The sequence below is a fragment of the Demequina sp. genome, assembly GCA_024707205.1.
Lineage (GTDB): Bacteria > Actinomycetota > Actinomycetes > Actinomycetales > Demequinaceae > Demequina.
The window spans coordinates 1117128-1142730 of the sequence record JANQAD010000001.1; the positions used below are offsets into that span (position 1 = coordinate 1117128).

Consider the following 25603-nt stretch of genomic DNA (forward strand, 5'->3'; position numbering starts at 1 on the left):
CATCCCGGCCATGACCGTTGAAGGTTCCCCGGCCCGCGCCTCGCAGGCCGACGCCATCGTCGCCGCCACCCCTGCGAGCCGCGACCGCTTCGTCGACGCCGTCCGTGTGCTCGCCCTGGGTGGCGTCATCCTCGGCCACTACGTCATGGGCGTGGTGACGTGGGCGCCGGGTACGCCGGTGAGTTTCACCAACATTCTGGAGCTGGTGCCGTGGACCCGCTGGCTCACGCTCGTGTTCCAGGTCATGCCGCTGTTCTTTGCGGTGGGCGGGTTCGCGCATGCGGTCGGGTGGCGTTCAGTTGCCCGACGGGGTGGCGGCTACGCGGACTTCGTCGCCTCTCGCGTCGGTCGCCTCATTCGGCCCGCGCTGGTCTACGTAACGTTCTGGATGCTGGCCGGCCTCATCATCGCGGCGCTGTGGCGCGACCAGACGGCGCCGATCCTGCAGATCCTGGGCCAGTTGCTGTGGTTCATCGGCATCTACCTCATCGCGGCCGCGTTCGCGCCGGCCCTCCTCCGAGCGCACGAGCGATGGGGTGTCTGGGCGCTAGCGGCGCTCTTCGCGGCCGTGATCGCGGTGGACGTGATTCGCCTCGCGGGGGGCGTCGACGGGATCAAGTGGCTCAACTTCGCGTTCGTGTGGCTCGCGATCCACCAGCTTGGCTTCTTCTACGCGGACGGGTTGCACGAGCGCGTGGGCCCCCGCCGACTCGGCGCCGCGATGTTCGCCGCCGGCACCATCGCGTTCGTGCTACTCGTGACGCTGGGTCCCTACGGCATCTCGATGGTGAGCTACAGCGGCGAGGAGCTGTCCAACCTGACGCCTCCGACGGTCGCGCTGCTCGCTTTCGGCGTCGCGCAGGTAGGAATCGCGCTGCTCGTCCGCGACTGGGCCACCCGCAAGCTTCAGGCGCCGCGAACGTGGAAGGCGGTCGTCGTCGCGGGCTCCATGGCCATGACCGCGTTCCTGTGGCACTTCACCGCGCTCGTTGGCGTCAACGCCCTGTGGTGGTGGCTAGGCCCGGCGACCGCGCCAGCCGGAGGTACGGCCGCCTGGTGGTGGTCGAAGCTCCTGCTGCTGGTGCCGTACCTCGCGCTGGTGATGGGATTGGTGCTGGTATTCCGCCGCTTTGAGCGCATGAAGACGCCCCCGGTCGCGGGGCCGAAGCTTTGGCGGACGCTCGTGGCGGCCGTTGGCGTCGCCTGCGGCATCGTCGGCATGCTCGGCTTCGCGGTGATCGGGTTCCGCGGGATAACCGAACTCACGACCGTCGCGGTTGTGGGAGTGCCTCTGAGCTCCGTGACCTCGTTCGTGCTCGTGTGCGCCTCGGCGCTTCTGACCACGCTCGCCGTCCGCCGCGCTAGCGTTGCCTCATGACGTTCGGACAGTCGATCAAGACGGTATTCGCCAACCTCACCAACTTTCAGGGTCGCGCCCGCCGCAGCGAGTTCTGGTGGTTCTACCTCTTCATCTTCCTGGTCAGCCTCCCCCTGAGTTTTCTGGCGATGATCCCGATGTTCGGGGGCATCTCGGCGCTCGTGGCCGCCACGAACCCGGACGGCACCGTCGATGACGGCGCCTGGGGCGCCTACCTCGCCAGCCTCGCCGCCACGTTCGGCATCTCGCTCGTTCTTGGGCTCATCACCTTCCTGCTGACGCTCGCCGTGTGGGTTCGCCGCCTGCACGACGGTGGCTACAGCGGTCACCTGCTGTGGCTGAGTCTCATCGGGCTGAGCATCATCCCGCTCATCTTCGCGATTCTCGAGGGGAACAACGGCCCCAACAAGTACGGCCCGGACCCCAAGGCGGTCGAGGGTGGCGTGTGGCCGCACTTGCAGCAGACGAGCCCCAACTACGCGCAGCCACCCGCGGCGTACGGTCAGCCGCCCGCCGCTCCGGCTCCCCCCGCATACCAACCGCCACCACTCGATCCGGGACCCGACATGATTCCCCCGACCACAGCGTCGGGCAATACTGATGACCCGTTCGCGGCGCCGCCGCGCTGACCCGCCTCACGGACAACAAGGAGCACAGCATGCCCGGTGGTTACTTCTTCAAGGCACTCGGTCAGTGGACCGACTACTCCACTCGCGCGCGGCGCACGGAGTTCTGGCTCTACACGCTCGTCGCGTGGCTGATCGAGGTGTTCGCGCTGGCGATCACGGCGATGGTCGTGAACTCGGCGTTCGACTCGGACACGTTGAAGCTCGACGTGGGCGCGGTGACGCTCGTCGGCTGGATCTGCATCACGGTGACGTTCGCGATCGCGGTGTTCCTGTTCTTCCCGTTCCTCGCCGTGGCCGTTCGGCGCATGCATGACATAGGGCGCGGCAAGTGGTGGGTGCTGTTCTTCTTCCTTGGCCCGCTTGCAATCATTGGCTGGATCCTGGCGCTCATCGACGGCCAGCCGATCACGAACAAGTACGGCCCCGACCCCAAGGGTCGCGGCTAACCCCCAACCGAACCGGCAATGGCTCCGGTCTCACTGCATGGAGGGGCCGTGGTGAGCACCGCAGTGAAGTGGGACGAGGCGCTGAGCGTTCTCGCCAGCGAGCGCTATCCGCGACTGCTTGGCCGCGCCATGCTGCTGTGCGGGGACCGTGCAGCAGCGGAGGATCTGGTGCAGGAGGCGCTGGTCTCCGCGCTCAAGACCAGGCGCTCGTTCGAGTCGCTCAACCAGGCCGAGCAGTACGTGCGGCGAGCCATCGCCTCGCGCTACGTGGACGCGGTGCGTTCCGACTCCGCGGCGAGGCGGCGCGAGCGGTCGCTCCCCGGCGAGCCCAACGTTCCCGACCCCGCCGGTGCCGTCGACGCCGCCCTTGACGTGGCGTCGGGCCTGCGCAGCCTGCCGCCGCGGGAGCGTGCGTGCGTGGCGCTGCGCTACCTGGACGGGCTCAGCACTCGCGAGACCGCGGACGCGCTCGCGATCAGCGAGGGCGCGGTGAAGCGCTATCTCGCGGATGGGATCGCGGCGCTGAATGCCCTCCTCGGAACCAGCGACTCGGCCGAGGACTTCGGCCGCGTCGTGACCCCAAAGGGAGGTGCGCGATGAGCGGGCTTGGAGATCTGTTTGGCGGGGCCGAGGCCCGGGCGGTGGGGGCTGCCGAGGGGGCGCGGCTCGCTGGCTCGTCACTGGAGGATGTGCACGGTCGCGTGCGCCGGGCGCACGCGCGCAGGGCTGCGCTGCGGACTGGGCTCGCGGCGGTCGCCGTCGTCATCGTGGGTGCTGGGGTTGTGTACGGGCTGAGCCTGCGCGGGACCCCGCCGGTTGCGGACTCGCCTTCGAGTTCGGCGTCGCCGTCGGTTTCGTCGTCACCGTCGTCGTCGCCTTCACACTCTGGCATCGCATGGCCGGGTTTCACCGGAAGCCTCACCACAGACCCGCACCTGCCCGACGCTGCCGTCATCACGCGCGATGTGTGGGCTTCAGCTGGGCCGGGTTGGGCACTGGTGTCATACCGCGAGGCGTGGACAAAGGACGGGGTAGACGACATGGGCCCGCAAGTCATTTACCTGGTATCTCCCACCGGCGATCGCTACGAGCTGGTGAATGTGCCCGGCGACACGGTGAGCGTGCTGGCGTGGGCGGCGGGCTCCACGCTCGTTCCGGTCTCGGTGACCTTGCCGAGCGGCGAGCAGAACTACATGATGCTCGATCTGGTGACGGGTGGCACCTACCAGGCGGGCGGATACGCGCCCTACCTGTGGTCGCTTGCGTTCCTCGACGCGGACGGCAACCCTGTGTGGCGCGGCGACGACGCGACGGCCGCGTTTGTGTCGATCGCGCCCGACGGGCTGCAATCGGACTACCAGATTCCGGCTGTGCTTGGCGCGGCAGAGCTGGCCGAGCAGGAGTTCGGTCCATCGACGTGCACCGTTGATGCACCCTTTGACGCCGAGTCTTCGCTGGTGCGCTGTGGGGGCAACGACTATCCCGATCTGGGCCCAAAGTACGTGGCGAGGGTCTCGACCTCGGCCGGGTCTGTTGACCTTCTCTATCAAACGGACGGCCAAAACGGTGTTGGAACTCCCTTCCGCGTAGCGACGCGGGTGGTGGCTCCCATAGGCGGTGTCGACTGCGTCCCGACGCTTGCAACTCTCGTGGACGGCGGCTACGCACCAATTCCGGGCGCGACAGATCAGCTACACCCGTACGAGTCGATCGCCCAGGCATACGGTGCGACTGGGCCCGCGCTCGTCTGGGGCACGACCAGTGGCTGCTCCGGTGACGTCTCGCCGATCGTGGTGGTGCAGTCCAATCTCTCTACGGGCGAGTACGCCGTCCTCATGCCCTACCCGGATGGGCGCCCGGTCGGTGAGGAGCCGAACCAGAGCGTCACCGGGGTGGCCGTGGCGCGCTGAGCCGGCCCCAGCGTCGGGCCGGGTGCCTGAAATGGATGCCTAGGTTCACGAAAACCGAATTTGGTGAACCTGAGAGCCCATTTGGGGGCTGCGGGAACGGCACAGAAGGCACAGCACCGCCAGGCAAAGCAAAGAGGCCGGGTTCCCCCCTCAGAGGAACCCGGCCCCAGCCTTGCCGCGGGTCAAGCGGCGAGGAGCGCTTAGCGCTCGCGCGTGCCCGCGATGAACTCCTCCAGGTGCGTGCGCCCGAGGGTGTCCTCGGTCTGCACGGGCGGCGACTTCATGAAGTACGTCGCCGCTGAGAGGATGGGTCCGCCAACGCCACGGTCCTTCGCGATCTTCGCCGCGCGGATGGCGTCGATGATGATGCCGGCCGAGTTGGGGAGTCCCAGACCTCGAGCTTGTACTCGAGGCTCAGGGGCACCTCGCCGAAGGCCGAGCCCTCGAGGCGCACGTACGCCCACTTGCGGTCGTCAAGCCAGGCGACGTAGTCGGACGGGCCGATGTGCACGTCGCGCGAGTCCTTGAGGCCGGCGAGCGGGCCGGAGTTCAGGTTGGACGTGACGGCCTGGGTCTTGGAGACCTTCTTGGACTCGAGGCGCTCGCGCTCGAGCATGTTCTTGAAGTCCATGTTGCCGCCCACGTTGAGCTGGTAGGTGCGGTCCAGGCGAACGCCGCGGTCCTCGAAGAGCTTCGCGAGCACGCGGTGCGTGATCGTGGCGCCCACCTGGGACTTGATGTCGTCGCCCACGATCGGCACGCCGGCCTCGGTGAACTTGGCAGCCCACTCGGGGTCGGAGGCGATGAACACGGGAAGCGCGTTCACGAACGCGACCTTGGCGTCGAGCGCGCACTGCGCGTAGAACTTCGCCGCGTCCTCGGAGCCGACGGGGAGGTAGCAGACCATGACGTCGGCCTCGGTCTCGCGCAGCACCTTGACCACGTCAACGGGCGTCTCGTCGGACTCGACGATGGTCTGGCGGTAGTACTTGCCGAGCCCGTCGTAGGTGTGGCCGCGAAGCACCTGGATGTCCGTCTTGGGGACGTCGCAGATCTTGATGGTGTTGTTCTCGGAGGACTGCGTGGCCTCAACGAGTTCCTTGCCAACCTTGAGCGAGTCCACGTCAAAGGCCGCCACGAACTCGATGTCCGAGATGTGGTAGTCCCCGAACTGGACGTGCATGAGGCCGGGCACGGTGTCTCCAGCGGTCGCGTTCTTGTAGAACTCGACGCCCTGGATGAGCGACGTGGCACAGTTGCCGACGCCGACAATGGCAACGCGCAGCTTCGCCATGGTTTTCTCCTTAGTTGTTGTCCGCAGCCGCGGACGGGGGGTGTTGGGCCGCTATTCGCGGATCGTTCGTTCTCGATGAGCTGATCCAGCCAGGCGACCTCGCGCTCCACCTGCTCCAGCCCGTGCCGCTGCAGTTCAGCGGTGTAGGCGTCGTAGCGGTCGCGCTGGCGGCGCGCCGCTGCAGACACCTCGTCGAGCCTCTCGGCCAGGCGGGTGCGGCGACCCTCGAGGATGCGCAGCCGCGTCGCCGAGTCGGTCTTGCCGAACATCGAGAAGCGGACGTCGAACGCATCGTCGTCCCACGAGTGGGCGCCGGCCGATGCGAGTTCCGCATCGAGCGCCGCCTTGCCTGCGGGCGTGAGGGCGTAGGCGATGCGGGAGCGGCGCGAGCCGCGACCGTCGCCATCGTCCTCGGCGAGGGTGATGAGGCCCTCTGCCTCCATGCGTCGAAGGCATGGGTACAGGGAGCCGTAGCTGAGGGCACGGAACGGGCCCAGTTCGGCACCAAGGAGCTTGCGCACTTGGTAGCCGTGCAGGGGCTGTTCCGCGAGCATGCCGAGGATCGCGAGGCTCAGAACGTCGGTCTTTGCCATGGTCACTCCTCTCGGCACGTTGTAACGCCTAGTTGTATCGCGTCGATACATCGAATAAGATAGAGGGTAGTTGGGGGGCGCGCAAATCGGGGGGAAGATTCCTCGCCCGCGCAGGCCCGACGCTGCGGCTGGCTGGCACTTTTCGCCCGCCTCGCGCGTTAGGCCACCAGACCTCCCCCGCACTGGCGCGGAACCATCCACACCACGAACATCGAGGGATCACACACGTGAACGACCAGCCGAAGGCACCGCAGCGCGTTTCGACGCGCCCTGCAGCGACCGCCAAGCAGGCCTCAAACCCTGTGCGCACCTCGGTGAGGCCCGCGCCAAAGCCGGCCACCCCGTCGGGCAGCTTCACTACGGGTGGCGGCGGCAAGAAGCCCCCCACCAAGAACGGCAAGAAGCAGCCGGAGGGACCGCGCTGGAAGCGCGTCACCAAGCGCGTTGGTCTTGGCGTGCTCATCGCGGGATGCGCGGCGGTCATCCTGGGCTTCCTTGGCCTCGCGTTCCAGTACTCGCGGTTGAGCGTGCCGGAGCCCGCCGACTTCGCCAAGGCGCAGTCGTCGACCATCTATTACGCGGACGGCAAGACCCTCATGGGACGCCTCGGCGTTGCGGACCGCAAGATCGTGGACATCTCCACGCTTCCGGAGTACGTGCCCCAGGCGTTCGTCGCCTCGGAGGACAAGACCTTCTACACGAACCACGGCATCGACTTCATGGGCACGGCCCGCGCGCTGTTCAAGACCGTGGTGCTTGGCCACAAGCAGGGTGGATCCACGATCACCCAGCAGTACGTTGAGCGCTACTACGTTGGCGAGACCACCACGTCCATCAAGGGCAAGATCAACGAGGCGCTGCTCGCGTACAAGATCGACAACCAGCAGGAGAAGAACGAGGTCCTCGGCAACTACATGAACACCATCTACTTCGGTAGGGGTGCGTATGGCATCGAGGCCGCCGCGCGACAGTACTTTGGCGAGTCCGCCGCCCAGCTGACCGTTGACCAGGTGGCGATGCTCGTGGGGATCGTGCCCGCTCCGTCGGCCTGGGATCCTCGCCTCGACCCCGAGCGCGCCGAGGTCCGCTGGAACTACGTGCTGGACTCGATGCTGCAGGAGGGCTACATCACGCAGGCGCAGCGCACTGCGGCGGTGTTCCCTGAGACCATCGAGTACAAGAACAAGGACACCTACGCGGGCACGCAGGGCTACCTGCTGACCACCGCGCTCGCCGAGGTGGCGGAAGAGACCGGCATCACCCAGGACCAGATCGAGTCCATGGGCTACACCGTCATCACCACCATCAACAAGAAGGATCAGGTGGCCACGGTCAAGGCTGTGAGCAAGATCCCCAAGGGTCACTCTCCCAACCTGCAGGTGGGTGCGGTGACTCTGGATCCCAAGACGGGCGCGATCCTGTCGATGTACGGCGGCCACGACTACCTGGAGCGCCAGCGCAACGCGGTGACCCAGGACATCGCGCAGGCGGGCTCCACGTTCAAGCCGTTCGCGCTGATCGCGGCGCTTGAGAACGACATCTCGCTCAAGAGCACGTACTCCGGCAAGAACCTCATGACCATCCCCGGCTTTGAGCGCAAGGTGCGCAACTTCAACAACGAGAGCTTCAGCAAGATCTCGCTCGCAGACGCGACCGCCTATTCGGTGAACACCGTCTACGCGCAGGTTGGGCAGCAGGTGGGGCCCGACGCTGTGATGGAGACCGCGATCAAGGCCGGTTTGCCTGAGGACACCGCTGGTTTGACGGACAACGCCGCCAACGTGCTGGGCACTGCGTCTCCGCACGTGCTGGACATGGCGCGCGCCTACGCGACCATCGCCAACAACGGCGTGCGCACGGAGCCGTACATCGTCTCCGAGGTGATCGACGCCGACGGCAAGACCATCTACAAGCACGAGGTCGAGTCCACCCCGGTGTTCGCCTCCGACGTGATGGCGGACACCACGTACGCCATGACCCAGGTGGTCCAGAAGGGCTCCGGAACGTACGTGAAGGAACTCGGCCGCCCGATCGCCGGCAAGACCGGTACGTCGAACGACAACAAGTCGGCGTGGTTCGTTGGCTTCACCCCCTCCGTGGTTGGCGCCGTGGCGCTTTACCAGGTGGGCGAGGACGGGTCCGCTGAGAACATCACCAAGTTCGGCGGCTTCGACCAGATCACCGGTGGCACCATTCCCGCCCGCGTGTTCACGTGGATGATGGCGCCGATTCTCAAGGGCACGGACATCGAGAAGTTCCCGCCGCGCGCCAACATTGGCGTCGCCGCGTCGCCGACGCCGACCCCCAAGGTGACCGAGACGCCCAAGCCGACCAAGACGAGCGAGCCAGTGGTGACGCCGTCAGTGACGCCGACGCCGGATCCCGTGCCGACCGACGTGCCGACGGTGGCTCCGACGCCGTAAGGGCTCAACGTCATGCCGTGCGCAGGCGCGGCACCTGACACCGTGCGCGCAGTCGTCGGGTCCGGCGTTCCGTTTGCGTGCTTTGTCCCTTAGCGCTACGTTCGTCCCACCTTGCATCGCGGCCAGGGGGACTTTGGGTGGGGTTCACGTGGCTGCTCGGCGTTTGTCGTTGGTGGTTTCGGGTGTGTGTGTTGGGGTCATGCTCGCTGGGTTGGCTACGCCCGCGTCGGGGGTGTCGCCGTCGCCTGAGCCGAGCGTGAGTGCTTCGCCGGATCCTGGAGTTGAGCCTTCGGTGGAGCCGTCGCCTGGCCCTAGCCCGAGCACCGTTCCCTCGCCGAAACCGTCTGTTTCGCCGACACCGTCGCCGGAGGCGCCGGATCCGGTCCACAATGATATGCCTGGTATTTCGGCGACCGTGCAGCATCCGAGCCCTGCGGCGCCGTCTGGGGAGCAGCTGGTGGTGACCAGCCCAACGGTAGAACTTCCGGAAGCGTCCGTGTCGTCTGAGGTGGTGGCTCCGGAGGAGTCGGTGATGGCGCCGGACACCCCGGATGCGTTGGAGCCGGACGACGGGTTGGGGCTCACGGAGCCGGTCACCGCGGAACTCGTTCAGACCGCATTCGGTGATGAGCCGTGGGCGACCAACGCTGGGACGGGCCGCCCGGACTTGGCGCTCGCCACCGTCGACCCGGCAGACGAGGGCGACCACGTGTCGGTGCAGGTGATTCCGCGTGAGGGGGAGGAGTTCATTCCGGGTGCCGTGGTTGCGTACAGGTTGCGGGACTTCAGCGGCACCACCGGCGCCGACGGCGAGGTGCCGTCGTGGGCTGGGTTCACTGTCGACTACAGCACCTTTGGTGACGCGTATGGGGGTGACTACGGTGGCCGGCTGCAGCTCATGGTGTTCCCTGAGTGTGCGCTCACGACCCCGGAGATCCCCGCCTGCGTCACCGGGCTTCCTCTCACGACCACGCACCATGACGACGAGCAGACCCTGTCCGCGATCGTCCCGTACGAGTCCCCTCAGGCTGCGGGTGAGGTTGGTTCGATCGGCTCCAGGGTCGCCGGCGGAGCCTCCAGCATCCGCGATCTCCTGTCTGGGCTTGGTGAGTCTGGGCTCGCAGCTGATGGGTCGTTCGGGGGTGGCAGCATCGTCGCGGCCGTGTCTGGTGCCTCGAGCGACACCGGGACATACACCGCGACGAAGATGGAGGCGGATGGTTCCTGGGGGGTGTCGGAGCAGTCCGGGGCTTTCACCTACTCGGTGCCGATCGACACGGTGCCCTCGTCGGCCGGTGCGGCACCGCAGCTGGCACTGACCTACAACTCGGGCGCTGTCGACGGCGCGAACTTGGAGACGAATTCGCAGTCGGGGTGGGCGGGGTCAGGGTGGTCGTTGCAGATGCCCTACATCGAACGGTTGTATCGCAATTGTGGGAAGGACGGGTTCACGGCGCACGCCACGGAACTGTGCTGGCAGTCGACGTATTCGGGAGATGACGCGCATGCGGGGTATGTGATCTTCTTCAATGGTGTTACCCAGGAACTGATTTGGGATGCCGACTGGGACACGTACCGGTTGTCGGAGGATGACGGCACCAGGGTCACGGTCAAGACCACCGGCTCCAATGATGACAACAACAACGAGTACTTCTGGGTGCAGACCCCGGACGGGTCGATCTACATGTTCGGGTACGGGTTGGATGCACCGAACGGGAGTCCCACAAACTCGGTCGCCACGGTGCCGGTGTATGGGGATGATGCGGGTGAGCCGCGCTGTGGTGGGACCGCGCAGGGCGATTACTGCAATCAGGGGTACCGGTGGATGCTTGACCGGGTCATTGATCCCAGCGAGAACGCGTCCGCGTACTACTACACCAGGGAGCAGAACCGGTACGCCCGGGCGGGGAACCCGTCGGCGACGGGGTACTACACGGCGGCGATCTACCCCAACCAGATCCGGTATGACTACACGAACGAAGCCGGTCCCACGACCGCGAACGCGCGCGTGGTGTTCGACACGCAGGCGCGATGCATTGGCAGGGCGAAGGACACCATCAGCCCGTTCGCGACCACCCCCGTGCTCGGGTCGTGCCCAGACCGCACGGTCGCGAACGCCGCCCAATACCCGGACACCCCATTGGATTTGTGGTGCCAGTCGACGTGCACGTCGGCGCAGAACACGCCCGCGTTTTTCACCACCCAACGCCTGGACACCGTCACGACGCAATACATTGTGACCACCTCGGGGTCCAGGGCGTGGGCGACAGCTCAGACGTTCCAGCCGAGGTTCCTGCTTCCAGACCCCACGGATATCGCGCCCAGGATGTTGTGGCTGAAGGACGTCCAAACCAAAGCGTTCGGATCGCCCACCACCAGCAGTGACGACCAACTGAGTTTTGTGACCGCCTTCGACGCGATCTCCCTGAAGAACAGGGTCGACTGGGACAGTGACACGAAAGCCTTCCGGCACTTGAGGGTCTCGAGGGTCACGACCAGCCTTGGGGCGACCGTTGACGTGACCTACAAGGGGTCCGGCACACCGAACAAATGTCCCGAGACGGGCACGTCCTGGTCCGGCTGGGCTGCGTGGTTTGCCGACATTGATGGGCATTGGGACACCAACACCAAAGAGTGCTACAAGGTCAAGTTCGACCCCGACGGGGCAGGGTCCCAACCCGCCGAATGGGGGATCTTCCACAAGTACCTGGTCGAGAAGATCACCGTGGGCAACATCGGGGGCGGCGCACCCGCCAGGGTCACGACCTATGACTATGTGGGCACACCGGCGTGGGCGTATCAGAACAGTTTCGTCTTCGCCCGCGGCACCGGGGAGCAGCACTGGAACTCGTGGCGCGGGTACGGGAAAGTGAAAGTCACCACCGGCACCGGCGCTGACCGCAGCATTACGACGAACCAGTATTTCCGGGGACTCAACGGCGACTACCGCCAAGTCGGTGACCCCGCTTCGGTGAGTATCACCCCCATGGTGGGTTCGAGCGCGACCGTGACGGACACGCCGGCCCTTCAAGGACAACTGCTTGCGTCGATCACGACCGGTGCGGACGGGTCCACCCAGTCCGGGGTGCGGAACTACTACTGACGTGTCCCCACTTTGGTGGAGTGGTTTCTTCTGTTGTGATCATGCCGCTACCGCGGCTTGGTTGTGAAGGGCTTCGTATTGGTTTGGGCTGAGGTAGCCCAGGGACGAGTGGCGTCTGCGGGGGTTGTAGAACGCTTCGATCCATTCGAAGATCGCTTGTCCCAGTTCTGTCTTGGTGGTCCAGGAGCGGCGGTCCAGGAGTTCGAGTTGCATGGAGCCCCAGAACGATTCCATCAGCGCGTTGTCATACGCGGAGGCGACTTTGCCCATCGAGCCCATGAGACCCAGTTGGCGCAGCCTGGCTCGAACAGCCACGACGTGAATTGGGTGCCGCGGTCCGAGTGCACGATCGTGCCGTTCGGGTTGCGGCGCAGGCGGGCCATCTCGAGCGCGTCCAGCACCAGTTCGGTGCGCAGGTGGTTGGCGATGGACCAGCCCACGCAGCGCCGCGAGAACACGTCAACGACGGCCGCGCAATACACCCAGCCCTGACCGGTGGGATGCTGCGTGATGTCGGTGACCCACAACTGGTCAGGACGCTCCGCGCTGAAGCGGCGCTGCACGTGATCCTCGAACACGGCGGGCAGCCGATAGGGCTTGCCTCGCCGGTACTTGCGGTGGTGAACACCCTGGATACACGCGTTTCGCATGACCCGTTCGATCCGTTTGTGGTTCACGATGAGGTCATGACCCAGGCGCAGCTCCGCATGGACTCGGCGCACCCCATAGGTGCCCCGCGACGCCGCATGGATCGCCCGAACCACCGCCGTGAGCTCACGGTCAGCACGGTCACGCCTCGACGGTCCACGCGAGCGCCAAGCATGGAATCCCGACACCGACACACCCAACGTGCGGCAACTGACCGTAATGGGGATTCCCTGCCCGGCCAGTGTCTCCACCAGCCGGAACATCATTTTGGGAGGACGTTCTCCTTCGCGAAGAACGCTGCCGCTTTCTTCAAGATCTCGTTCTCCATCTCCAGGCGGCGGATCTCTTTGCGCAACGCGACAACCTCGGCATGCTCTTGGCTGGTCACCCCCGGCGCCTCGCCCGCATCAATCGCGGCCTGCCGCGCCCAGTTGCCCAACGTGGTCGGTGACACCCCGACCTGGCGGGCAGCATTCTCAATCGACAGCCCACTCGAGCGATACAACTCCACTGCCCGGACCCTGAACTCCGTCGGATATGCCGGCACCTTCGCCATCAGGACTCCAATCCTCAGGCCTCAACCCGATGCTAGGACTCCACCCAACGGGGGACACGTCAGACTGAACCCCGGGTGTGTGGGGATGACGGGCCTTGCCGCGGATCGGTGCTGGTCCAGTTACGCGTCCGTGAACGCCACCGATCCGGAGACGAAGGCCGCGCACGCCCTAATCGTGCAGAACGCCAAGGGCACGATCAACAAGCCCCAAGGCACTAACTGCTGGTACATGGGAACCACATGCCGCGCCATCGACATCTGGAACACCACCATGCCTTTCACGCACATCAATGTGGGCCAAGCAGTCGGTTACAACAGGCTCCTCGCTGTCCTCAACACCCCAGAGATCCACGTCGAGAGCGTGCTGGAAAGTGTTGGCGCGACCTTCGGCATCACCGCCAACGAGTTCTTCTTCGGAGACATCGAACGATGCGTCGGAGGCGACCGCGGCTCCTGTGCATGGGCCGTGGTGGGCATCGCGCCAGGCGTTGGGAAGCTACCGAAACTGGGTAAGGCCGTTGAGGTAGCGACAGGTGCAAGCAAGTTTGGTGAACTCACCCACGCGGCGGAAGGAATTGCCCCGTACAGCACCCAGCGGCTTGTAACGGCTGGGCATGGTGGGGAGATTCAGGCACACCACCTTATTGAGAAGCGATTCGCTGATGTCATGGGGGGCAACACGTCGGATTGGGCAAGCATTGTCGTGACACGTTCCGAGCACCAGGCATTCACGAACGCGTGGCGTCAAGCCATACCGTACGGAACTCGAAACGTCACACCAGCTATGGTCAACAATGCCGCGAGGGACATTTATGGCTACTATCCCGAGGTTGGACAAGCGTTGGGAGTCGGATGACCAAGTACGTTGAGATCACCCTCCGCCGCAATCGCGGGTGGCCATGGCCGGAAGACTCGTGGGGTCTCACTCCAATGTTCGGCGAGGACGGATGGTGCCATTCCTGCGGCGTGCCCAACCGACCACAAATAGGACCTCTTGTTCTCCAGCGCAAGGGACTCACATTCGAGGGTGCATGGGTTCCCAATTGGCGGTTTGACGTCTACTGTGCGGTGCAGTCCATCTCCGAAGACGCCCATCGACGGTTTGGCATTGGACTACGGCCCGTAGTCTCGGTCCGTCGGGAGGTGCTCCCAGCCAGCCAGCTCATGATCGACTCATCGCATTCGTCGTGGTTTGATGCTTCGGAGGTCGGCCCGATCATTCACGCCATACACGGCGCCTCTGCCGAAACATGTGGCGAGTGCGGGGTCACCCGCTGGTTGCCGGTCGGAATGGACGCACTACCGGCCCCGCCCCCATCGATCTTCGAACTGAATCCTCCCGTTGTAGCCAGTCCTGAGTGGTTCGGTGCGGGGAAGCGTTCCTTTCATCAGATCCTCTGGCGTACCGATGTCGCTGACTTCCTAGTGGCTAGCAGTCCGAAGGACTTCAGAATCCAAGACCTCACGAGGTGACCAGGGTTCACGGACCATGTCGCGCTGACGCGTCTCTCCATTGGTGAGGTGGTCGAGGTTGCTAAGGCTGCGAGCTGGCCTCGTGATGCCTCGCTGGCCGGTCAGCTATAGCCGCTCTGAAGCGCGCTACACGCGGGCCCGAAGTGCAGGAATTGGCTCGCTGAATGCCGGGCCGGGGAGTAGTGCGATTGCCCGTCCCAGAGTGTGCCCCGCAATAATGCACTATGACCAGCGCCACCCTCCGGGACTCGCTCGCCGCCCACACCGGCACCGGCGCCCGGGACTGGTTCCCGGTCTTCAAGGCCCGCTACGGCATGCTCGCGGTGTTCCGCGCGCTCGCAGCCGCCCGCCCCGACCGCGCCGACGTCGTCACCCAAACCCTCACCTGCTCCACCGCGGTTGACCCCATCCTGGTCGCCGGCCTCACCCCGGATTACGCGGAGATCGATCCGGCAACCTTCGCCATCGACCCCGCTCACCTCCTCCTGCCCGACGCTGCCGCCGCCCTGGTCATCCAGCACACCCTTGGCTTGATTGACCCTGGTGCCTCGCAAGCACTCGCGGAGGCCGCCCGAGCGGGCGGCGCCGTGGTTGTCGAGGACTCGGCCCACAGCGTGGCGCGCATGGCTCGCGACCCACAGGGTGAGCCGCTCGCGGACGTCTCCATCCACTCCTTTGGAGCGGAGAAGATGCTCCCCACCAAGTTCGGCGGGGCGGTGTGGGTGAACCCCGCGTTGGACGCCGGAATCCGGGAAGCGATCGTCGCCGAACTCAGAGCCCTCCCCGCACCCGGCCCGCGTCTCGCGCTCGCGGCGCGCTCGTATCGCTGGACCCGCAGGGTGGTGAGCCGAGTGCCCGGGGGAGACAGCGTCGGGCGGGGGCTGGAGAAGGCAAGGCTGTATTCGCCCCCCGTTGCCCAGTCCGAGCGCGAGGGGCGCCTGGCCCACAACGCCGTGGGTGCCACCAACTGGATTGCAGCGCAGGCAGCGGGAGCGCTCGCGACCCTGCCCGTAGTCGAGGCCCAGCGAAGGGCGGCCACCGATGCCTACGCGGATGCGCTCGGGGGCGGCCCGCAGGGCCAGCCGCTGCTGCGCTACCCCGTGCTCGTTCCGCCTGGTGCGGACGCCATGCACGTCTTCACAGAGCTCAGGGCGCAGGGCATCTACGCGGGCCACTGGTACCGGCCGGCCCTCTTCCCTGGCGTCGATGACCCGGCTGCCTACGGCTACGAGCCAGGCACGCTGCCGATCACCGAGGACGTCATCGCCCGGATCGTGAACCTGCCGACCGACGTGAGCCCGGAGCGCGCCCGCGAGATCGCCGGCGCGTACCGGTCACTTACGAGTTGAGCGCTTTGCGCTGGTACTTGATCGTCGAGAGCGCGTAGCGAAGGTCAACGCGCAGCACGTTGAGGATGCGCCGCAGAGACATGTCCGGCCGGTACCACAGCGTGTGCTTCCACCCGGCCTTGGCGGCGGCGCGCACGCGGCCCTTGAGAGACGGGGGCGCGTACCACCGCGCCAAGGGCAGCGGCAGGTTGATCCAGAGGCGCTCTTCCGTCGTGACCGTGTACTCGGGCTCCTCGCCGTGGATCCAGTCGGTGACGAAGCACTCCACGATGTTCCCGCCGGCCGCGCGCACGTAGAAGCTGGTGGCGCCCTGGCGGAGGTTGAGCTCGAGCACCCGCCCAATCCCCTCCGAGTCCACCATCACGTCGAAGTTGGCCGTGCCCACATACCCAACCGCGTCCAGAAGGTGACGGAGAGACTCGGCGAGCTGGCCGTCGTCCACCGAGAGGATGGCGTTGTTGTTGCCCACCATGGTGGGGTCGTGATCGGCGAGCACCACCTGGCCAACGGACGCGAAGCGCATGCGGCCGTTGCGGTCCGAGTACGTGTTGGCCACACGCATGACCTCCTCGCCGCCGTCGATGTACTCCTGGATTATGAGGTCGTCGTCGTAGCCAGCTCCAAAGATGCGAGCGGCGACGTTCCGGACCTCCGCCGCCGTGTCCAGCAGGTAGACCTTCTGCTTTCCCGCGAAGCTCAGGCGCGGGTAGATGTCCGTGTTGGACGGCTTGAGGATCACGGGGAACGCGAAGGGGAGGTCGTCACCCCAGATCGCGTCGCCAGCGTCGGCGGGGGTCATGACGCGCGTGACCGGGTGCGGCACGCCCAGCTGCTCGCACGTCCGGTAGAAGTCGGTCTTGTTGATGAGGCGGTCCGCGAGCGCGCGGTCAACGAGCGGCACGATGAACCGGGCATCCAACTGCGAACGGTGATCTATCAGGACGTTCGTGTAGAACTCGATGGTCGCGAACAGCAGCAGCTTGGGCTGCGGCAGCTCGGCGGCGAGCTCGTTGAGGATGCGGACGATGCCCTCGGGGTCGTTGAACTCGCGATACGCGCGGACGTCGAGGATGCGCGAGTGCGACGTCTCCCGTAGCGCCACCCGGCCCAGCGCGAGCGACCGGATCCCGTGCACCTCGTGCAGGCAGCGCGCGATGTTGTACGCGTTGACGCCCGTGCCCAGCAGGATCGGCGCGAACTCATCGTTCCCGTACTTCATGGCCCGAAGTCTACGGAGCGCCGCCGGATAGACTCGCCCCGATGGAAACCTCCGCCGTCCCAATCCTCCAATCGCCCGCCTGGGCCGCGGTCCAGCGCGCCCTCGGCCGCACCGTGTACGAGCGCTCCGGCGACGGCTGGCAGTACCTCGCTGTTGTTGAACGTGGGCGGCTCGGTTCGCGTCTGTACACGCCGCTTGGGCCCGCGGTCTCGTCTCTTGGGGCGTTGGCCGACGCCGTAGCAGACCTTCGTGCCCTCGCGGCCGACGCTGGGGTTGACTTTGTGCGCATCGAGCCGACGGCTCCCGTGACGGCTGGGGATATGCCCGGGTTGGGTGCGCGGCTGGCCTCGCGTACGGTGCAGCCGGACTGCACCGTTCTCAATGATGTGACCCTCTCCGAGGACGACATCGTTGCCGCGTTTGGCTCCTCTGCCAGGCGTAACTGGCGCAACGGGCTCAAGAAGGGGCTCGAGGTGGAGCACACCACAGACCCCGCCGCAATCGAGATCCTGCTGAGCCACCTCAACGAGGTGGCCGCCCGCACGGGAATGAAGCCCCACAGCGACGACTACTTGCGGACCGTGTCCCGCGTGTTGCTCGAGGAGGGCGCCGCCGGGTTCATCATCGTGCGGCACGAGGGCGAGCCGGTTGGGTCCTTGCTGTACTACCAGGGCAATGAGCAGATGATGTTCGCGCACTCGGCGTCGCTGACGTCCGCGAGGGCGCTCAACCCCACGTACACGCTCGCGTCCGAGGCGCTGCTGCTTGCTCACCGGTTGGGTGACAAGTGGTTCGACTTCTGCGGTGCTGCCCCGGAAGGCGCGCCTGAGACGCACCCGTGGTTCGGGTTCACCGACTTCAAACTGCGATTCGGCGGCGAGCGCGTCGAGCGCGCGGGCACGTGGGAGATCCCGGTCCGCGGGCTTCGCTACCGGGCGTACCGGCTCGCGCTACGCGTAGCCGGCTGACTGCCCCCTTCCAACACGCCCCCAGTGGTTTAGGCACGTCACGCATACCGATCGGGCGCTTTGAGCCCGGTTTAGGCAGCTCACGCGTACTTTGCGCGACCGGCGTTGCCGCCTCGCCCACGCCGCGCTACGCCGCGCCACGCCGCCGCCACCGCGTGCAAGGTATGCGTGAGCTGCCTAAACCCGGCGGGGATTCGCGATTCGGTATGCGTGGGCTGCCTAAACCAGCGGGAGTGGGTCAGAGAGCCAACCCGCGTCCCCAGGCGAGGCTCGTGCGGGAGTTGTCCACAGCGTCGGGCCTGCGCCATTCGCTTATGTCGCCGCCGCCCGGTACCCTTGTTCGGTGGCAATTGCCACATGACGACACCCTCCTGCCACGGAAAGTCCGTGGCCGCTTGAGTCCAGAGGAGGTGGGTATCAATGCGTCAGTACGAAATGATGGTCATTCTTGACCCTGAGGTAGAGGAGCGCACGGTTCAGCCGTCGCTCGAGAAGTACCTGACGGTGGTCACGGGGGACAGCGGCACTGTCGACAAGCTCGACATTTGGGGCCGCCGCCGCCTCGCCTACCCGATCAAGAAGAAGGCAGACGGCATCTACGCGGTGATCAACTTCACCTCGGAGTCCGCCACGGCCAAGGAGCTCGAGCGTCAGCTGGGGCTCAATGAGTCGATTCTTCGCACCAAGCTGCTGCGTCCGGACGCTCACTAAGTCCGGTCTCAACCCACAACCGACAGGGAACTCACATGGCAGGCGACACTCAGATCACCGTGGTTGGCAACCTCACGGGCGACCCCGAACTGCGATTCATCCAGTCCGGTGCGGCCGTGGTGAACTTCACGGTGGCGTCCACTCCGCGCACGTTCGACCGTCAGTCGAACGAGTGGAAGGACGGCGAGACGCTGTTCATGCGCTGCTCCCTGTGGCGCGAGGCCGCGGAGAACGTGGCCGAGTCGTTGACGAAGGGCATGCGCGTCATCGTGACGGGCCGCCTGGTGTCGCGGTCGTGGGAGGCCAATGGTGAGAAGCGCACCGTTACCGAAATGCAGGTCGACGAGGTCGGTCCCTCGCTCCGTTACGCCACCGCCAAGGTGAACCGTACGCAGCGATCTGGTGGGCCCGGCGGCGGAGACGGCGGCTTCGGTGGTGGTGGCTCCTCGCAGGCCCCAGCGGGTGGATCGGCGAACGACCCGTGGGCATCCGCCCCGGCGTCGGACGAGCCTCCGTTCTAAATCTTTCTCTCTCATCTTCTTCAGGAGTTTTCAACATGGCTAAGAACGACATTCGCAAGCCGCGCAAGAAGGTCAATCCTCTGAAGGCCGCCAAGGTCTCCACGATCGACTACAAGGACACCGCGCTGCTTCGCAAGTTCATCTCCGACCGCGGCAAGATCCGTTCTCGTCGCGTCACCGGTGTCTCCGTCCAGGAGCAGCGTGACATCGCACGTGCCATCAAGGTGGCGCGTGAGATGGCGCTTCTCCCCTACGCCGGCTCCGGCCGCTGATCGGGGGTTTGGCATGGCTAAGGTCATTCTGACCCACGAGGTCAACGGTCTCGGTGCTGCCGGGGACGTCGTCGACGTCAAGGACGGTTACGCCCGCAACTACCTCGTCCCCCGCAAGCTGGCCACGCCGTGGTCTGCGGGTGCCGAGAAGTCCATCGAGGCGATGCGCAAGGCGCGCCGCGCTCGCGAGCTCGCCTCCATCGAGGACGCTCAGGCCGCGCGTGCCGCTCTGCAGAGCGCGCCCGTGGTGGTCTCCGCGAAGGCGGGCGACTCCGGTCGCCTCTTCGGCGCCGTCACCACCACGGACATCGCCTCGGCGATCGGTTCGCGTGCCGCGGTGGACAAGCGTCGCATCCAGATCGCCCAGCCCATCAAGGCGCTCGGCGACTACCAGGTCACGGTCTCGCTGCACGATGGTGTAGTCGCGACGGTTGACGTCCAGGTGGTCGCGGCCAAGTAGGGCTGACTGACTGCTGGCCGGGCCGGGTTCCCCGATAGGGGGACCCGGCCCTGCTGCGTCTGGGTGTGGGCGTGTCCGGCTCAAGCCGGCCGCAGCGTCGGGCTCGCAGCGTTTAGGCAACTCAGTCCTGCGTGCGAGCCCAAACACCGCCGGTCTAGGCAGCTCAGTCCTGTCCGCGCCGCCGCACCAGGACCGGTGCTGGCACCAGGAGCTCTGGAATGGGTCGGAGGGTCACCAAACTTCACTTTCGTGACCCTCAAGACCCGAGCTACGCGCCCGCCCGACGCTACGGCGGGGTGGAGCGTGAGTTCCGGCTATTTCGCGGTGCCGGGTGCCAGTGGAGCATGCGTTCCGGGCACGACCGGGCGCTTGGAACTCAGACTCCACTGCGTTGGGCTCAGTCGCCCGGGACGGAACTGAGGCTCCACTTGGGCGCTGGGAGAGACCACCGCGCACGTAGCCCCCGGTCCCCTGCGCACCCAACCCCGGCCCCCAACCAGGGGCGATGCGCGCCACCATGGGCACGCACAATTCGCTCCCCGACGCAAGTCGCGACACGCCCGACGCGCGACACGCCGAGAACTTGCAACCCCAGGTTTATCCCCATGAAGGCGGTTCGCATCATGCCTGGTAGATTCGCAAAAGACCAGTAATCCTCGAAGTAATTCACACGGGTTTCCACAGCGCCCACGGCGCCCCCCGCACAGTCATCCACGCGCTGTCCACGCCCTGTCCACGGGAAACAGTGAGTAACTCACAGGGCGGTAACCGGCCCGATTGTGAGCCGGTGCCGCAGCCGATAGCCTCGCGTGTCAGACCCCAGGGGCAGACTCGTGGCAGCGAGTAGCGAGAGCCCACGGGCTGAGGGAGAAACGATGCGAAAGGGGTGGCCCATGTCGGTCGATGAGTTGGCTGCGGCCTATGGCAGCCGCCCAGCCACCTACGACCGTCTGCCCCCGCAGAATGTCGATGCGGAGCAGTCCGTCCTTGGCGCGATGATGCTGTCCAAGGACGCCATGGCCGACGTCGTCGAGGTGGTCCGCGGTGATGACTTCTACCGTCCGGCGCACGAGACCATCTTCGACACCGCGGTCAAGCTCTACAACTCTGGCGACCCAGTGGACGCCCTCACCGTTGGCGCCGAGCTGCAGAAGGCCGGCCAGATCTCGCGCATCGGCGGCGCCGAATATCTCCACACGCTCATCGCCGCGGTCCCGTCCGCCGCGTCGGCCGGTTACTACGCCCGGCTGGTGCGCGAGCAGTCCATCCTGCGCCGCCTGGTCGAGGCCGGCACCCGCATCGCCAACATGGGATATGACGCCGACGGCACCGAGGTTGACGACGTCGTCGACGGCGCCCAGGCCGAGATCTTCGCGGTCACCGAGCGCCGCAACTCCGAGGACTACCTCCCTGTGGGCGATCTCATCGAGACCACCCTCAACGAGATCGACGCGGCCTCCAAGCACGATGGCAGCCTGCGCGGCGTGCCCACGGGCTTCCGCGAGCTCAACGACCTGACGGGAGGTCTGCAGGGTGGCCAGATGATCGTCATCGCGGCCCGTCCCGCAATCGGCAAGTCCACGCTCGGCCTGGACATCGCGCGCGCCGCGGCAATCGGAGCCGGCAAGGCGTCAGTGATCTTCTCGCTCGAGATGAGCCGCGAGGAGATCACCAAGCGCATGCTCTCGGCCGAGTCCAAGGTGAAGCTCACCAAGCTCACCAAGGGACCCATGGGCCCCAGCGATTGGGGGGCGCTCGCGGAGACGGCGGCGCGCGTGGCGAAGGCCCCGCTGTTCATCGACGACAGCCCCAACATGTCGCTCATGGAGATCCGCGCCAAGTGCCGCCGCCTCAAGCAGCAGCACGACCTTCAACTGGTGGTCATCGACTACCTGCAGCTCATGAGCTCCGGCAAGAAGGTCGAGTCCCGCCAGCAGGAGGTCAGCGAGTTCTCGCGCGCCCTCAAGCTGTTGGCCAAAGAGATCAACGTGCCCGTCATCGCGATCTCACAGCTCAACCGCGGCCCCGAGCAGCGCGGCGACAAGCGCCCCATGCTCTCCGACATGCGCGAGTCCGGCTCCATCGAGCAGGACGCGGACATAGTGATCCTCCTCCACCGCGAGGACGCCTACGACTACGAGGCGCGCCCCGGCGAGGCCGACTTCATCATCGCCAAGCACCGCGGCGGCCCCACAGCGACCATCGCGGTCGCCTTCCGCAAGGATGTGGCGCACTTCGCGGACATGGCGCCGGATCTGTAGTCACCCAGGCAGCGGCCCGACGCTGTGGTTGGGTCTCGCCTACACGTCGCCCTTGCGCTCCAGGAACTTCATGGCGCCAAAGCCGAGCGGGATGTTCATGAAGTGCGTGATGAACCGGTAGACGAGCACCGCGGACAGTGCCACGCCTCGGGGAACGCCGACGCTCGTGAGCGCCGCAGTCAGCGCCAGCTCGATAGGTCCAACGCCTCCCGGGGTGGGCACGATCGCCCCCACTGTGTTGCCGATGAAGAACACGATCGCCAGATCCACGATGGCGATGGTCTGGCCGAACGCCTCAAGAGACGCCCAGAACGCCCCGATGTAGCCCACGGTCATGAGCAGGTTGCCGCCGAGGCCAAGACCAAGGCGCCACGGCTTGCTGAGCACCTGCGAGAGGCGGGGCCATGACTGGCGCATGACCGGCATCGCCTTCTGCACCGCGAACTTGCGCACGCGAGGCACCAAGAGCGCCAGCGCCAGCACGACGATCGAGACCCCAACGCCGATGAGGATGCCCGTGGACGGCAGGGCAGCGAGAGTGTCCTGAGAGCCAGTGGTCAGGGTCAGAGTCACAAGACCGGTGACGGTGACGACCACCGAGCTCACCTGAATGAGCGCCACCGTGGCCACGCCAAGGGGTGCGGAAACCCCACGCCGCGACAGCATGCGCATGTTCAGCGCGGCAGGCCCCACCCCGGCCGGCGCCGCGATGGCCACGTAGGTCGCCGCCACCTGGGCGAGGAACGCGCGCATGAACGGCAGCTTCACCGGACTGAACGCCATGAGTGTCAGCGCGGCCCCCACATAGGTCAGGATGCTCCAGATCAGCGCGACGAGCAGCCACCAGTAGTTGGCTTCGCGTAGCGCGTTGACGAGCTCCTGCGTGTTGAAGCCCGCGATGACGATGATCGCGGCAATTGCAAGCACGGCGGTGATGATGGTGCGCCCGCCAAAACGGGTGATGTTCTGGGTCTCGACGTCGGCGTCGGGCAGCTTGGACAGGATGCCTTCGCGCAACACCTCCAACACCTTGACGGGCTTGGCGGCCTTCAGCTCGGCGCGCGTGGCGGGGGGCAGCGCCACCGACTGCAGCAGCGGCGCGAACTGCTCCACCTGCTCGTTGGTCAGGTTGCGAAACGCAGAGTCCAGGGCGCGCTCCGCGCCCACCTTGGCGGCGATCATCGTGAGCACCTGGGCGCGGTCGATGCGGATGGCGAGGTCCGACGCCGCCACCTCGCCCAGTTCCCACGTGGTCAACCAGACCCCGGGGTCCTCGCCGTCGGCAGCGTCGGCCACGAGGACGGTCTCTGCGGAGAGGTTTCGATGCGCGATGTTTGCGGCATGGGCGCGCTCCACGTCGGTCCAGAGGGCGTCCAGGAGCGCGTCGGTGATCGCCTCATCCGGAGCCTCGCCGAACGAGCCGACGGCAGGCGGCCGCTGGTAGATCGTGATGAACGTGTCGCGCGCCTGCGCCATCCCAAGCACGCGTGATGTGCGCACGCCCGCGGTGCGCGCCGCATGAGATACCAGGGCCGTCGCCTCGGCACCGTGCCTGAGACTCACGTCCGCGCGGGTGTTGATGCCGCGCAGGCGCAGCGTGTTCCACAGCTTGGACAGGAAGCCGGCGGCATGCTGATCGCCGTCGATCGCCACGGCCACGAGGTGGTGGTTCTCGCGCGTGGTGAGCGCGTAGACGCGAGCCGATCTCGTCCGTGCCAAAGCCTGTGTGACGCCGTCCAGGGCCTGCGGCTCGTAGTCGTGTGTAGCGTCGGCCCTCACCAGCCGGCGAGGCGTGAAGCCAGCCCGCGTAATCCCCTCGACGAGCGCGTCGCCATAGGCGCGGTCGGCGTTGGAGCCAACCGCGTAGCGCACGGCGAGGCCCGCGAGGCGACCGATGAGGATCGTGAGAATCGCGGCCGGCGCGGTCACGATCCCGGTCACCACGCCCAGCGCCGCGCCCACCCACAGGAGCGTCCACGACAGCGACGTGGAGCGACTGCCCAGCCTGCTTCCGGACGCGGTCACCATGGCGGCCACCGCGGAGATATAGGCGGGCAGCTGCAGCGACGTGGTGCCGTCCGCGTTGGGGATCGAGAGCGACGCGAGCAGGTGATCGTGGCCAAAGGTGAGCAGCAGCAGCGCGGCGACGCCCGTGAGGATGAACCCCACGACCGACGCGCCGATGACCTCGAGGATGCGGCGCGGCTCCTTGCGCACGGCGAGCGAAATAATGACGTAACCAGGGATGACGATCGTGATGATGCCGCTCAGGATGTTGACCGGCGCCACAAGCAGCCGCTGCACGGCTTGCGAGATCCCCTGGATGTCCTCGGTGACGCCCGCCGCCGTCGCCTGCGCGTACGCGGAGATCAACAAGGTCAGCGCGATGCCGAGGGCGCAAGCGATCATCGAGATCAGATCGGTGAAACGGTGAATGCGCGTGAGCGGTGAGTCGATGACCTGCACCGCCGGTTTCTCAGCCTGCATGCCCGACGCTGGGGTCGCCTCTGCGGGCGCAGTTGCGTCAGCGTCGGCGGCCATGTGCCGAGTCTATGCGGCGGGCTCTAGGCCAGGCCGAGTGCCACGAGCCAGTCGTGGGGGATGACGGTGGGGCCTACGAAGCTCACGAAGTCGAGGAGGAAGTGCGCCACCATCAGCGGTAGCAGGCGCCGGCGCTTGATGAAGACGAACGCGAACACCAGTCCCATCACCACATTGCCGAGCGCCATGGGCCAGCCCTGGTACAGGTGGTACGAGCCCCTCAGAAGGGCAGACGCGATCAAGATGGCGGGGATGCCCCACTTGAGCTGCTCGAGCCGGGTCACGAGGTAGCCCACCACGATCGTTTCCTCGAGGATCGCGGCGGCGGCAGCGGCCGTGAGCAGCACGGTCGACGCCCACCAGGAGTCCGGCAGGCCGGAGGTGTCGATGTGGACGTTCTGGCCGATCGCGCGGCCGAAGTAGTACATGCCGAGCCCCGGGATGCCGATGCACGCGGCGAGGGTCGCGCCGAGGCCGATGTCCTTCCACCACGCCCGCGCGGGACCGACGAGGCCGAGGATGCGTTTGGCGGAGTTGCCGTTGGAGCTCAGCAGATACAGCGCGAGCGCTACGGGAACAAGCGCGAAGGTGATGGAAAGGACCTGGTAGATCAGGTCAAAGATGTCGATCGAGGACTGTGAAGGGTTGATGGTGGTGCCCTGATCCTTGACCGGGGTCTCGGCCGCGTAGCGCTCCGCGAGCTTCACGATCGCGTAGATGCCGCTCTTGCCAAGCGACAGGCCAAGCACGATGAGGATCTCCGCGCGCAGGCGGCGACGGCTCGGCAGCACTTGGGGGCTTCGACGGCGGTGTCCATGGTCACGGACACACTAACGACTGAGTGACTG

The 25603-nt window shown here is 66.2% G+C and carries 21 protein-coding genes and 2 pseudogenes; 15 read left to right on the forward strand and 8 right to left on the reverse strand.

Annotation, left to right across the window (positions count from 1 at the left end):
- The first annotated feature begins 10 nt into the window (after positions 1 to 10).
- The 5 genes from NVV57_05730 to NVV57_05750 are packed head-to-tail and all read left to right on the forward strand — an operon-like array spanning position 11 to position 4363.
- Positions 11 to 1378, forward strand: coding sequence for an acyltransferase (locus NVV57_05730; GenBank protein ID MCR6712211.1), 1368 nt, complete (start codon positions 11 to 13; stop codon positions 1376 to 1378).
- Positions 1375 to 2007 carry a DUF805 domain-containing protein gene (locus NVV57_05735; protein ID MCR6712212.1) on the forward strand — a complete coding sequence of 211 codons (633 nt, stop codon included), beginning with the start codon at positions 1375 to 1377 and terminating at the stop codon, positions 2005 to 2007. The genes NVV57_05730 and NVV57_05735 overlap by 4 nt, the downstream gene beginning before the upstream one ends.
- 29 nt (positions 2008 to 2036) lie before the next feature.
- Positions 2037 to 2453: a DUF805 domain-containing protein gene (locus NVV57_05740; protein MCR6712213.1), complete on the forward strand. Its 417-nt coding sequence runs from the start codon at positions 2037 to 2039 to the stop codon at positions 2451 to 2453.
- Between the two features lie 48 nt (positions 2454 to 2501).
- Positions 2502 to 3053, forward strand: a complete 552-nt coding sequence (locus NVV57_05745) for a sigma-70 family RNA polymerase sigma factor (GenBank protein ID MCR6712214.1) — start codon at positions 2502 to 2504, stop codon at positions 3051 to 3053.
- Complete coding sequence (locus NVV57_05750) at positions 3050 to 4363, forward strand: hypothetical protein (GenBank protein ID MCR6712215.1); 1314 nt, start codon at positions 3050 to 3052, stop codon at positions 4361 to 4363. The genes NVV57_05745 and NVV57_05750 overlap by 4 nt, the downstream gene beginning before the upstream one ends.
- 200 nt (positions 4364 to 4563) lie before the next feature.
- On the opposite strand, the pseudogene NVV57_05755 reads toward NVV57_05750, so the two are convergent.
- Both NVV57_05755 and NVV57_05760 read right to left on the reverse strand, forming a co-directional pair.
- Positions 4564 to 5657, reverse strand: a pseudogene (locus tag NVV57_05755) (inositol-3-phosphate synthase).
- Between the two features lie 392 nt (positions 5658 to 6049).
- Positions 6050 to 6211, reverse strand: a pseudogene (locus NVV57_05760) (PadR family transcriptional regulator).
- A gap of 266 nt (positions 6212 to 6477) precedes the next feature.
- Between NVV57_05760 and NVV57_05765 the strand changes: the two are divergent.
- Complete coding sequence (locus NVV57_05765; protein ID MCR6712216.1) at positions 6478 to 8673, forward strand: penicillin-binding protein; 2196 nt, start codon at positions 6478 to 6480, stop codon at positions 8671 to 8673.
- Positions 8674 to 9067: 394 nt separating this feature from the next.
- Positions 9068 to 11776, forward strand: a complete 2709-nt coding sequence (locus tag NVV57_05770; protein ID MCR6712217.1) for a hypothetical protein — start codon at positions 9068 to 9070, stop codon at positions 11774 to 11776.
- Positions 11777 to 11815: 39 nt separating this feature from the next.
- Here the strand turns inward: NVV57_05770 and NVV57_05775 are convergent, their stop codons facing one another.
- From NVV57_05775 to NVV57_05785, 3 genes are read right to left on the reverse strand one after another with little or no spacing between them, the layout of a single operon-like run.
- Positions 11816 to 12010: an IS3 family transposase gene (locus NVV57_05775; GenBank protein MCR6712218.1), complete on the reverse strand. Its 195-nt coding sequence runs from the start codon at positions 12008 to 12010 to the stop codon at positions 11816 to 11818.
- Complete coding sequence (locus tag NVV57_05780) at positions 12010 to 12687, reverse strand: IS3 family transposase (protein MCR6712219.1); 678 nt, start codon at positions 12685 to 12687, stop codon at positions 12010 to 12012. The genes NVV57_05775 and NVV57_05780 overlap by 1 nt, the downstream gene beginning before the upstream one ends.
- Positions 12687 to 12980, reverse strand: a complete 294-nt coding sequence (locus NVV57_05785; GenBank protein ID MCR6712220.1) for a transposase — start codon at positions 12978 to 12980, stop codon at positions 12687 to 12689. The genes NVV57_05780 and NVV57_05785 overlap by 1 nt, the downstream gene beginning before the upstream one ends.
- Before the next feature lie 130 nt (positions 12981 to 13110).
- Here NVV57_05785 and NVV57_05790 point away from each other — a divergent pair, with 130 nt between their 5' ends.
- A complete protein-coding gene (locus NVV57_05790) occupies positions 13111 to 13836 on the forward strand; it encodes a hypothetical protein (GenBank protein MCR6712221.1) in 726 nt (241 codons plus the stop codon).
- Between the two features lie 841 nt (positions 13837 to 14677).
- Positions 14678 to 15802 carry a DegT/DnrJ/EryC1/StrS family aminotransferase gene (locus NVV57_05795; protein ID MCR6712222.1) on the forward strand — a complete coding sequence of 375 codons (1125 nt, stop codon included), beginning with the start codon at positions 14678 to 14680 and terminating at the stop codon, positions 15800 to 15802.
- On the opposite strand, the gene NVV57_05800 is transcribed toward NVV57_05795, so the two are convergent.
- On the reverse strand, positions 15792 to 17021 hold the full coding sequence (locus NVV57_05800) for a hypothetical protein (protein ID MCR6712223.1): 1230 nt from the start codon (positions 17019 to 17021) through the stop codon (positions 15792 to 15794). The genes NVV57_05795 and NVV57_05800 overlap by 11 nt on opposite strands.
- Positions 17022 to 17062: 41 nt before the next feature.
- On the opposite strand from NVV57_05800, the gene NVV57_05805 reads away from it, so the two are divergent.
- The 6 genes from NVV57_05805 (at position 17063) to dnaB (ending at position 22214) form a co-directional block, all read left to right on the forward strand.
- Complete coding sequence (locus NVV57_05805) at positions 17063 to 17989, forward strand: peptidoglycan bridge formation glycyltransferase FemA/FemB family protein (protein ID MCR6712224.1); 927 nt, start codon at positions 17063 to 17065, stop codon at positions 17987 to 17989.
- A 420-nt stretch (positions 17990 to 18409) separates the two neighbouring features.
- Positions 18410 to 18700 (forward strand): 30S ribosomal protein S6, encoded by a 291-nt coding sequence (rpsF, locus tag NVV57_05810; GenBank protein MCR6712225.1) that lies wholly within the window; start codon positions 18410 to 18412, stop codon positions 18698 to 18700.
- A 35-nt stretch (positions 18701 to 18735) separates the two neighbouring features.
- Positions 18736 to 19221: a single-stranded DNA-binding protein gene (locus tag NVV57_05815; GenBank protein ID MCR6712226.1), complete on the forward strand. Its 486-nt coding sequence runs from the start codon at positions 18736 to 18738 to the stop codon at positions 19219 to 19221.
- Between the two features lie 35 nt (positions 19222 to 19256).
- Positions 19257 to 19493 (forward strand): 30S ribosomal protein S18, encoded by a 237-nt coding sequence (gene rpsR / locus NVV57_05820; GenBank protein MCR6712227.1) that lies wholly within the window; start codon positions 19257 to 19259, stop codon positions 19491 to 19493.
- 13 nt (positions 19494 to 19506) lie between these two features.
- Positions 19507 to 19953: a 50S ribosomal protein L9 gene (gene rplI, locus NVV57_05825; GenBank protein ID MCR6712228.1), complete on the forward strand. Its 447-nt coding sequence runs from the start codon at positions 19507 to 19509 to the stop codon at positions 19951 to 19953.
- 893 nt (positions 19954 to 20846) lie between these two features.
- Positions 20847 to 22214 carry a replicative DNA helicase gene (gene dnaB / locus NVV57_05830; GenBank protein ID MCR6712229.1) on the forward strand — a complete coding sequence of 456 codons (1368 nt, stop codon included), beginning with the start codon at positions 20847 to 20849 and terminating at the stop codon, positions 22212 to 22214.
- 39 nt (positions 22215 to 22253) lie between these two features.
- On the opposite strand, the gene NVV57_05835 is transcribed toward dnaB, so the two are convergent.
- Together NVV57_05835 and NVV57_05840 are read right to left on the reverse strand one after the other, a co-directional pair.
- Positions 22254 to 24755 carry a flippase-like domain-containing protein gene (locus NVV57_05835; protein MCR6712230.1) on the reverse strand — a complete coding sequence of 834 codons (2502 nt, stop codon included), beginning with the start codon at positions 24753 to 24755 and terminating at the stop codon, positions 22254 to 22256.
- 23 nt (positions 24756 to 24778) lie between these two features.
- Positions 24779 to 25546: a CPBP family intramembrane metalloprotease gene (locus tag NVV57_05840; GenBank protein MCR6712231.1), complete on the reverse strand. Its 768-nt coding sequence runs from the start codon at positions 25544 to 25546 to the stop codon at positions 24779 to 24781.
- Between the last annotated feature and the right edge of the window lie 57 nt (positions 25547 to 25603).

What these genes read in the sequence shown, in the direction of transcription:
- NVV57_05730 (MCR6712211.1), top strand. Translation starts at nt 11, where the DNA reads ATGACCGTTGAAGGTTCCCCGGCCCGCGCCTCGCAGGCCGACGCCATC.
- NVV57_05735 (MCR6712212.1), top strand. Translation starts at nt 1,375, where the DNA reads ATGACGTTCGGACAGTCGATCAAGACGGTATTCGCCAACCTCACCAAC.
- NVV57_05740 (MCR6712213.1), top strand. Translation starts at nt 2,037, where the DNA reads ATGCCCGGTGGTTACTTCTTCAAGGCACTCGGTCAGTGGACCGACTAC.
- NVV57_05750 (MCR6712215.1), top strand. Translation starts at nt 3,050, where the DNA reads ATGAGCGGGCTTGGAGATCTGTTTGGCGGGGCCGAGGCCCGGGCGGTG.
- NVV57_05770 (MCR6712217.1), top strand. Translation starts at nt 9,068, where the DNA reads ATGCCTGGTATTTCGGCGACCGTGCAGCATCCGAGCCCTGCGGCGCCG.
- NVV57_05775 (MCR6712218.1), bottom strand. Translation starts at nt 12,010, where the DNA reads ATGGAATCGTTCTGGGGCTCCATGCAACTCGAACTCCTGGACCGCCGC.
- NVV57_05780 (MCR6712219.1), bottom strand. Translation starts at nt 12,687, where the DNA reads ATGTTCCGGCTGGTGGAGACACTGGCCGGGCAGGGAATCCCCATTACG.
- NVV57_05785 (MCR6712220.1), bottom strand. Translation starts at nt 12,980, where the DNA reads ATGGCGAAGGTGCCGGCATATCCGACGGAGTTCAGGGTCCGGGCAGTG.
- NVV57_05795 (MCR6712222.1), top strand. Translation starts at nt 14,678, where the DNA reads ATGACCAGCGCCACCCTCCGGGACTCGCTCGCCGCCCACACCGGCACC.
- NVV57_05800 (MCR6712223.1), bottom strand. Translation starts at nt 17,021, where the DNA reads ATGAAGTACGGGAACGATGAGTTCGCGCCGATCCTGCTGGGCACGGGC.
- NVV57_05805 (MCR6712224.1), top strand. Translation starts at nt 17,063, where the DNA reads ATGGAAACCTCCGCCGTCCCAATCCTCCAATCGCCCGCCTGGGCCGCG.
- rpsF (MCR6712225.1), top strand. Translation starts at nt 18,410, where the DNA reads ATGCGTCAGTACGAAATGATGGTCATTCTTGACCCTGAGGTAGAGGAG.
- NVV57_05815 (MCR6712226.1), top strand. Translation starts at nt 18,736, where the DNA reads ATGGCAGGCGACACTCAGATCACCGTGGTTGGCAACCTCACGGGCGAC.
- rpsR (MCR6712227.1), top strand. Translation starts at nt 19,257, where the DNA reads ATGGCTAAGAACGACATTCGCAAGCCGCGCAAGAAGGTCAATCCTCTG.
- rplI (MCR6712228.1), top strand. Translation starts at nt 19,507, where the DNA reads ATGGCTAAGGTCATTCTGACCCACGAGGTCAACGGTCTCGGTGCTGCC.
- dnaB (MCR6712229.1), top strand. Translation starts at nt 20,847, where the DNA reads ATGTCGGTCGATGAGTTGGCTGCGGCCTATGGCAGCCGCCCAGCCACC.
- NVV57_05835 (MCR6712230.1), bottom strand. Translation starts at nt 24,755, where the DNA reads ATGGCCGCCGACGCTGACGCAACTGCGCCCGCAGAGGCGACCCCAGCG.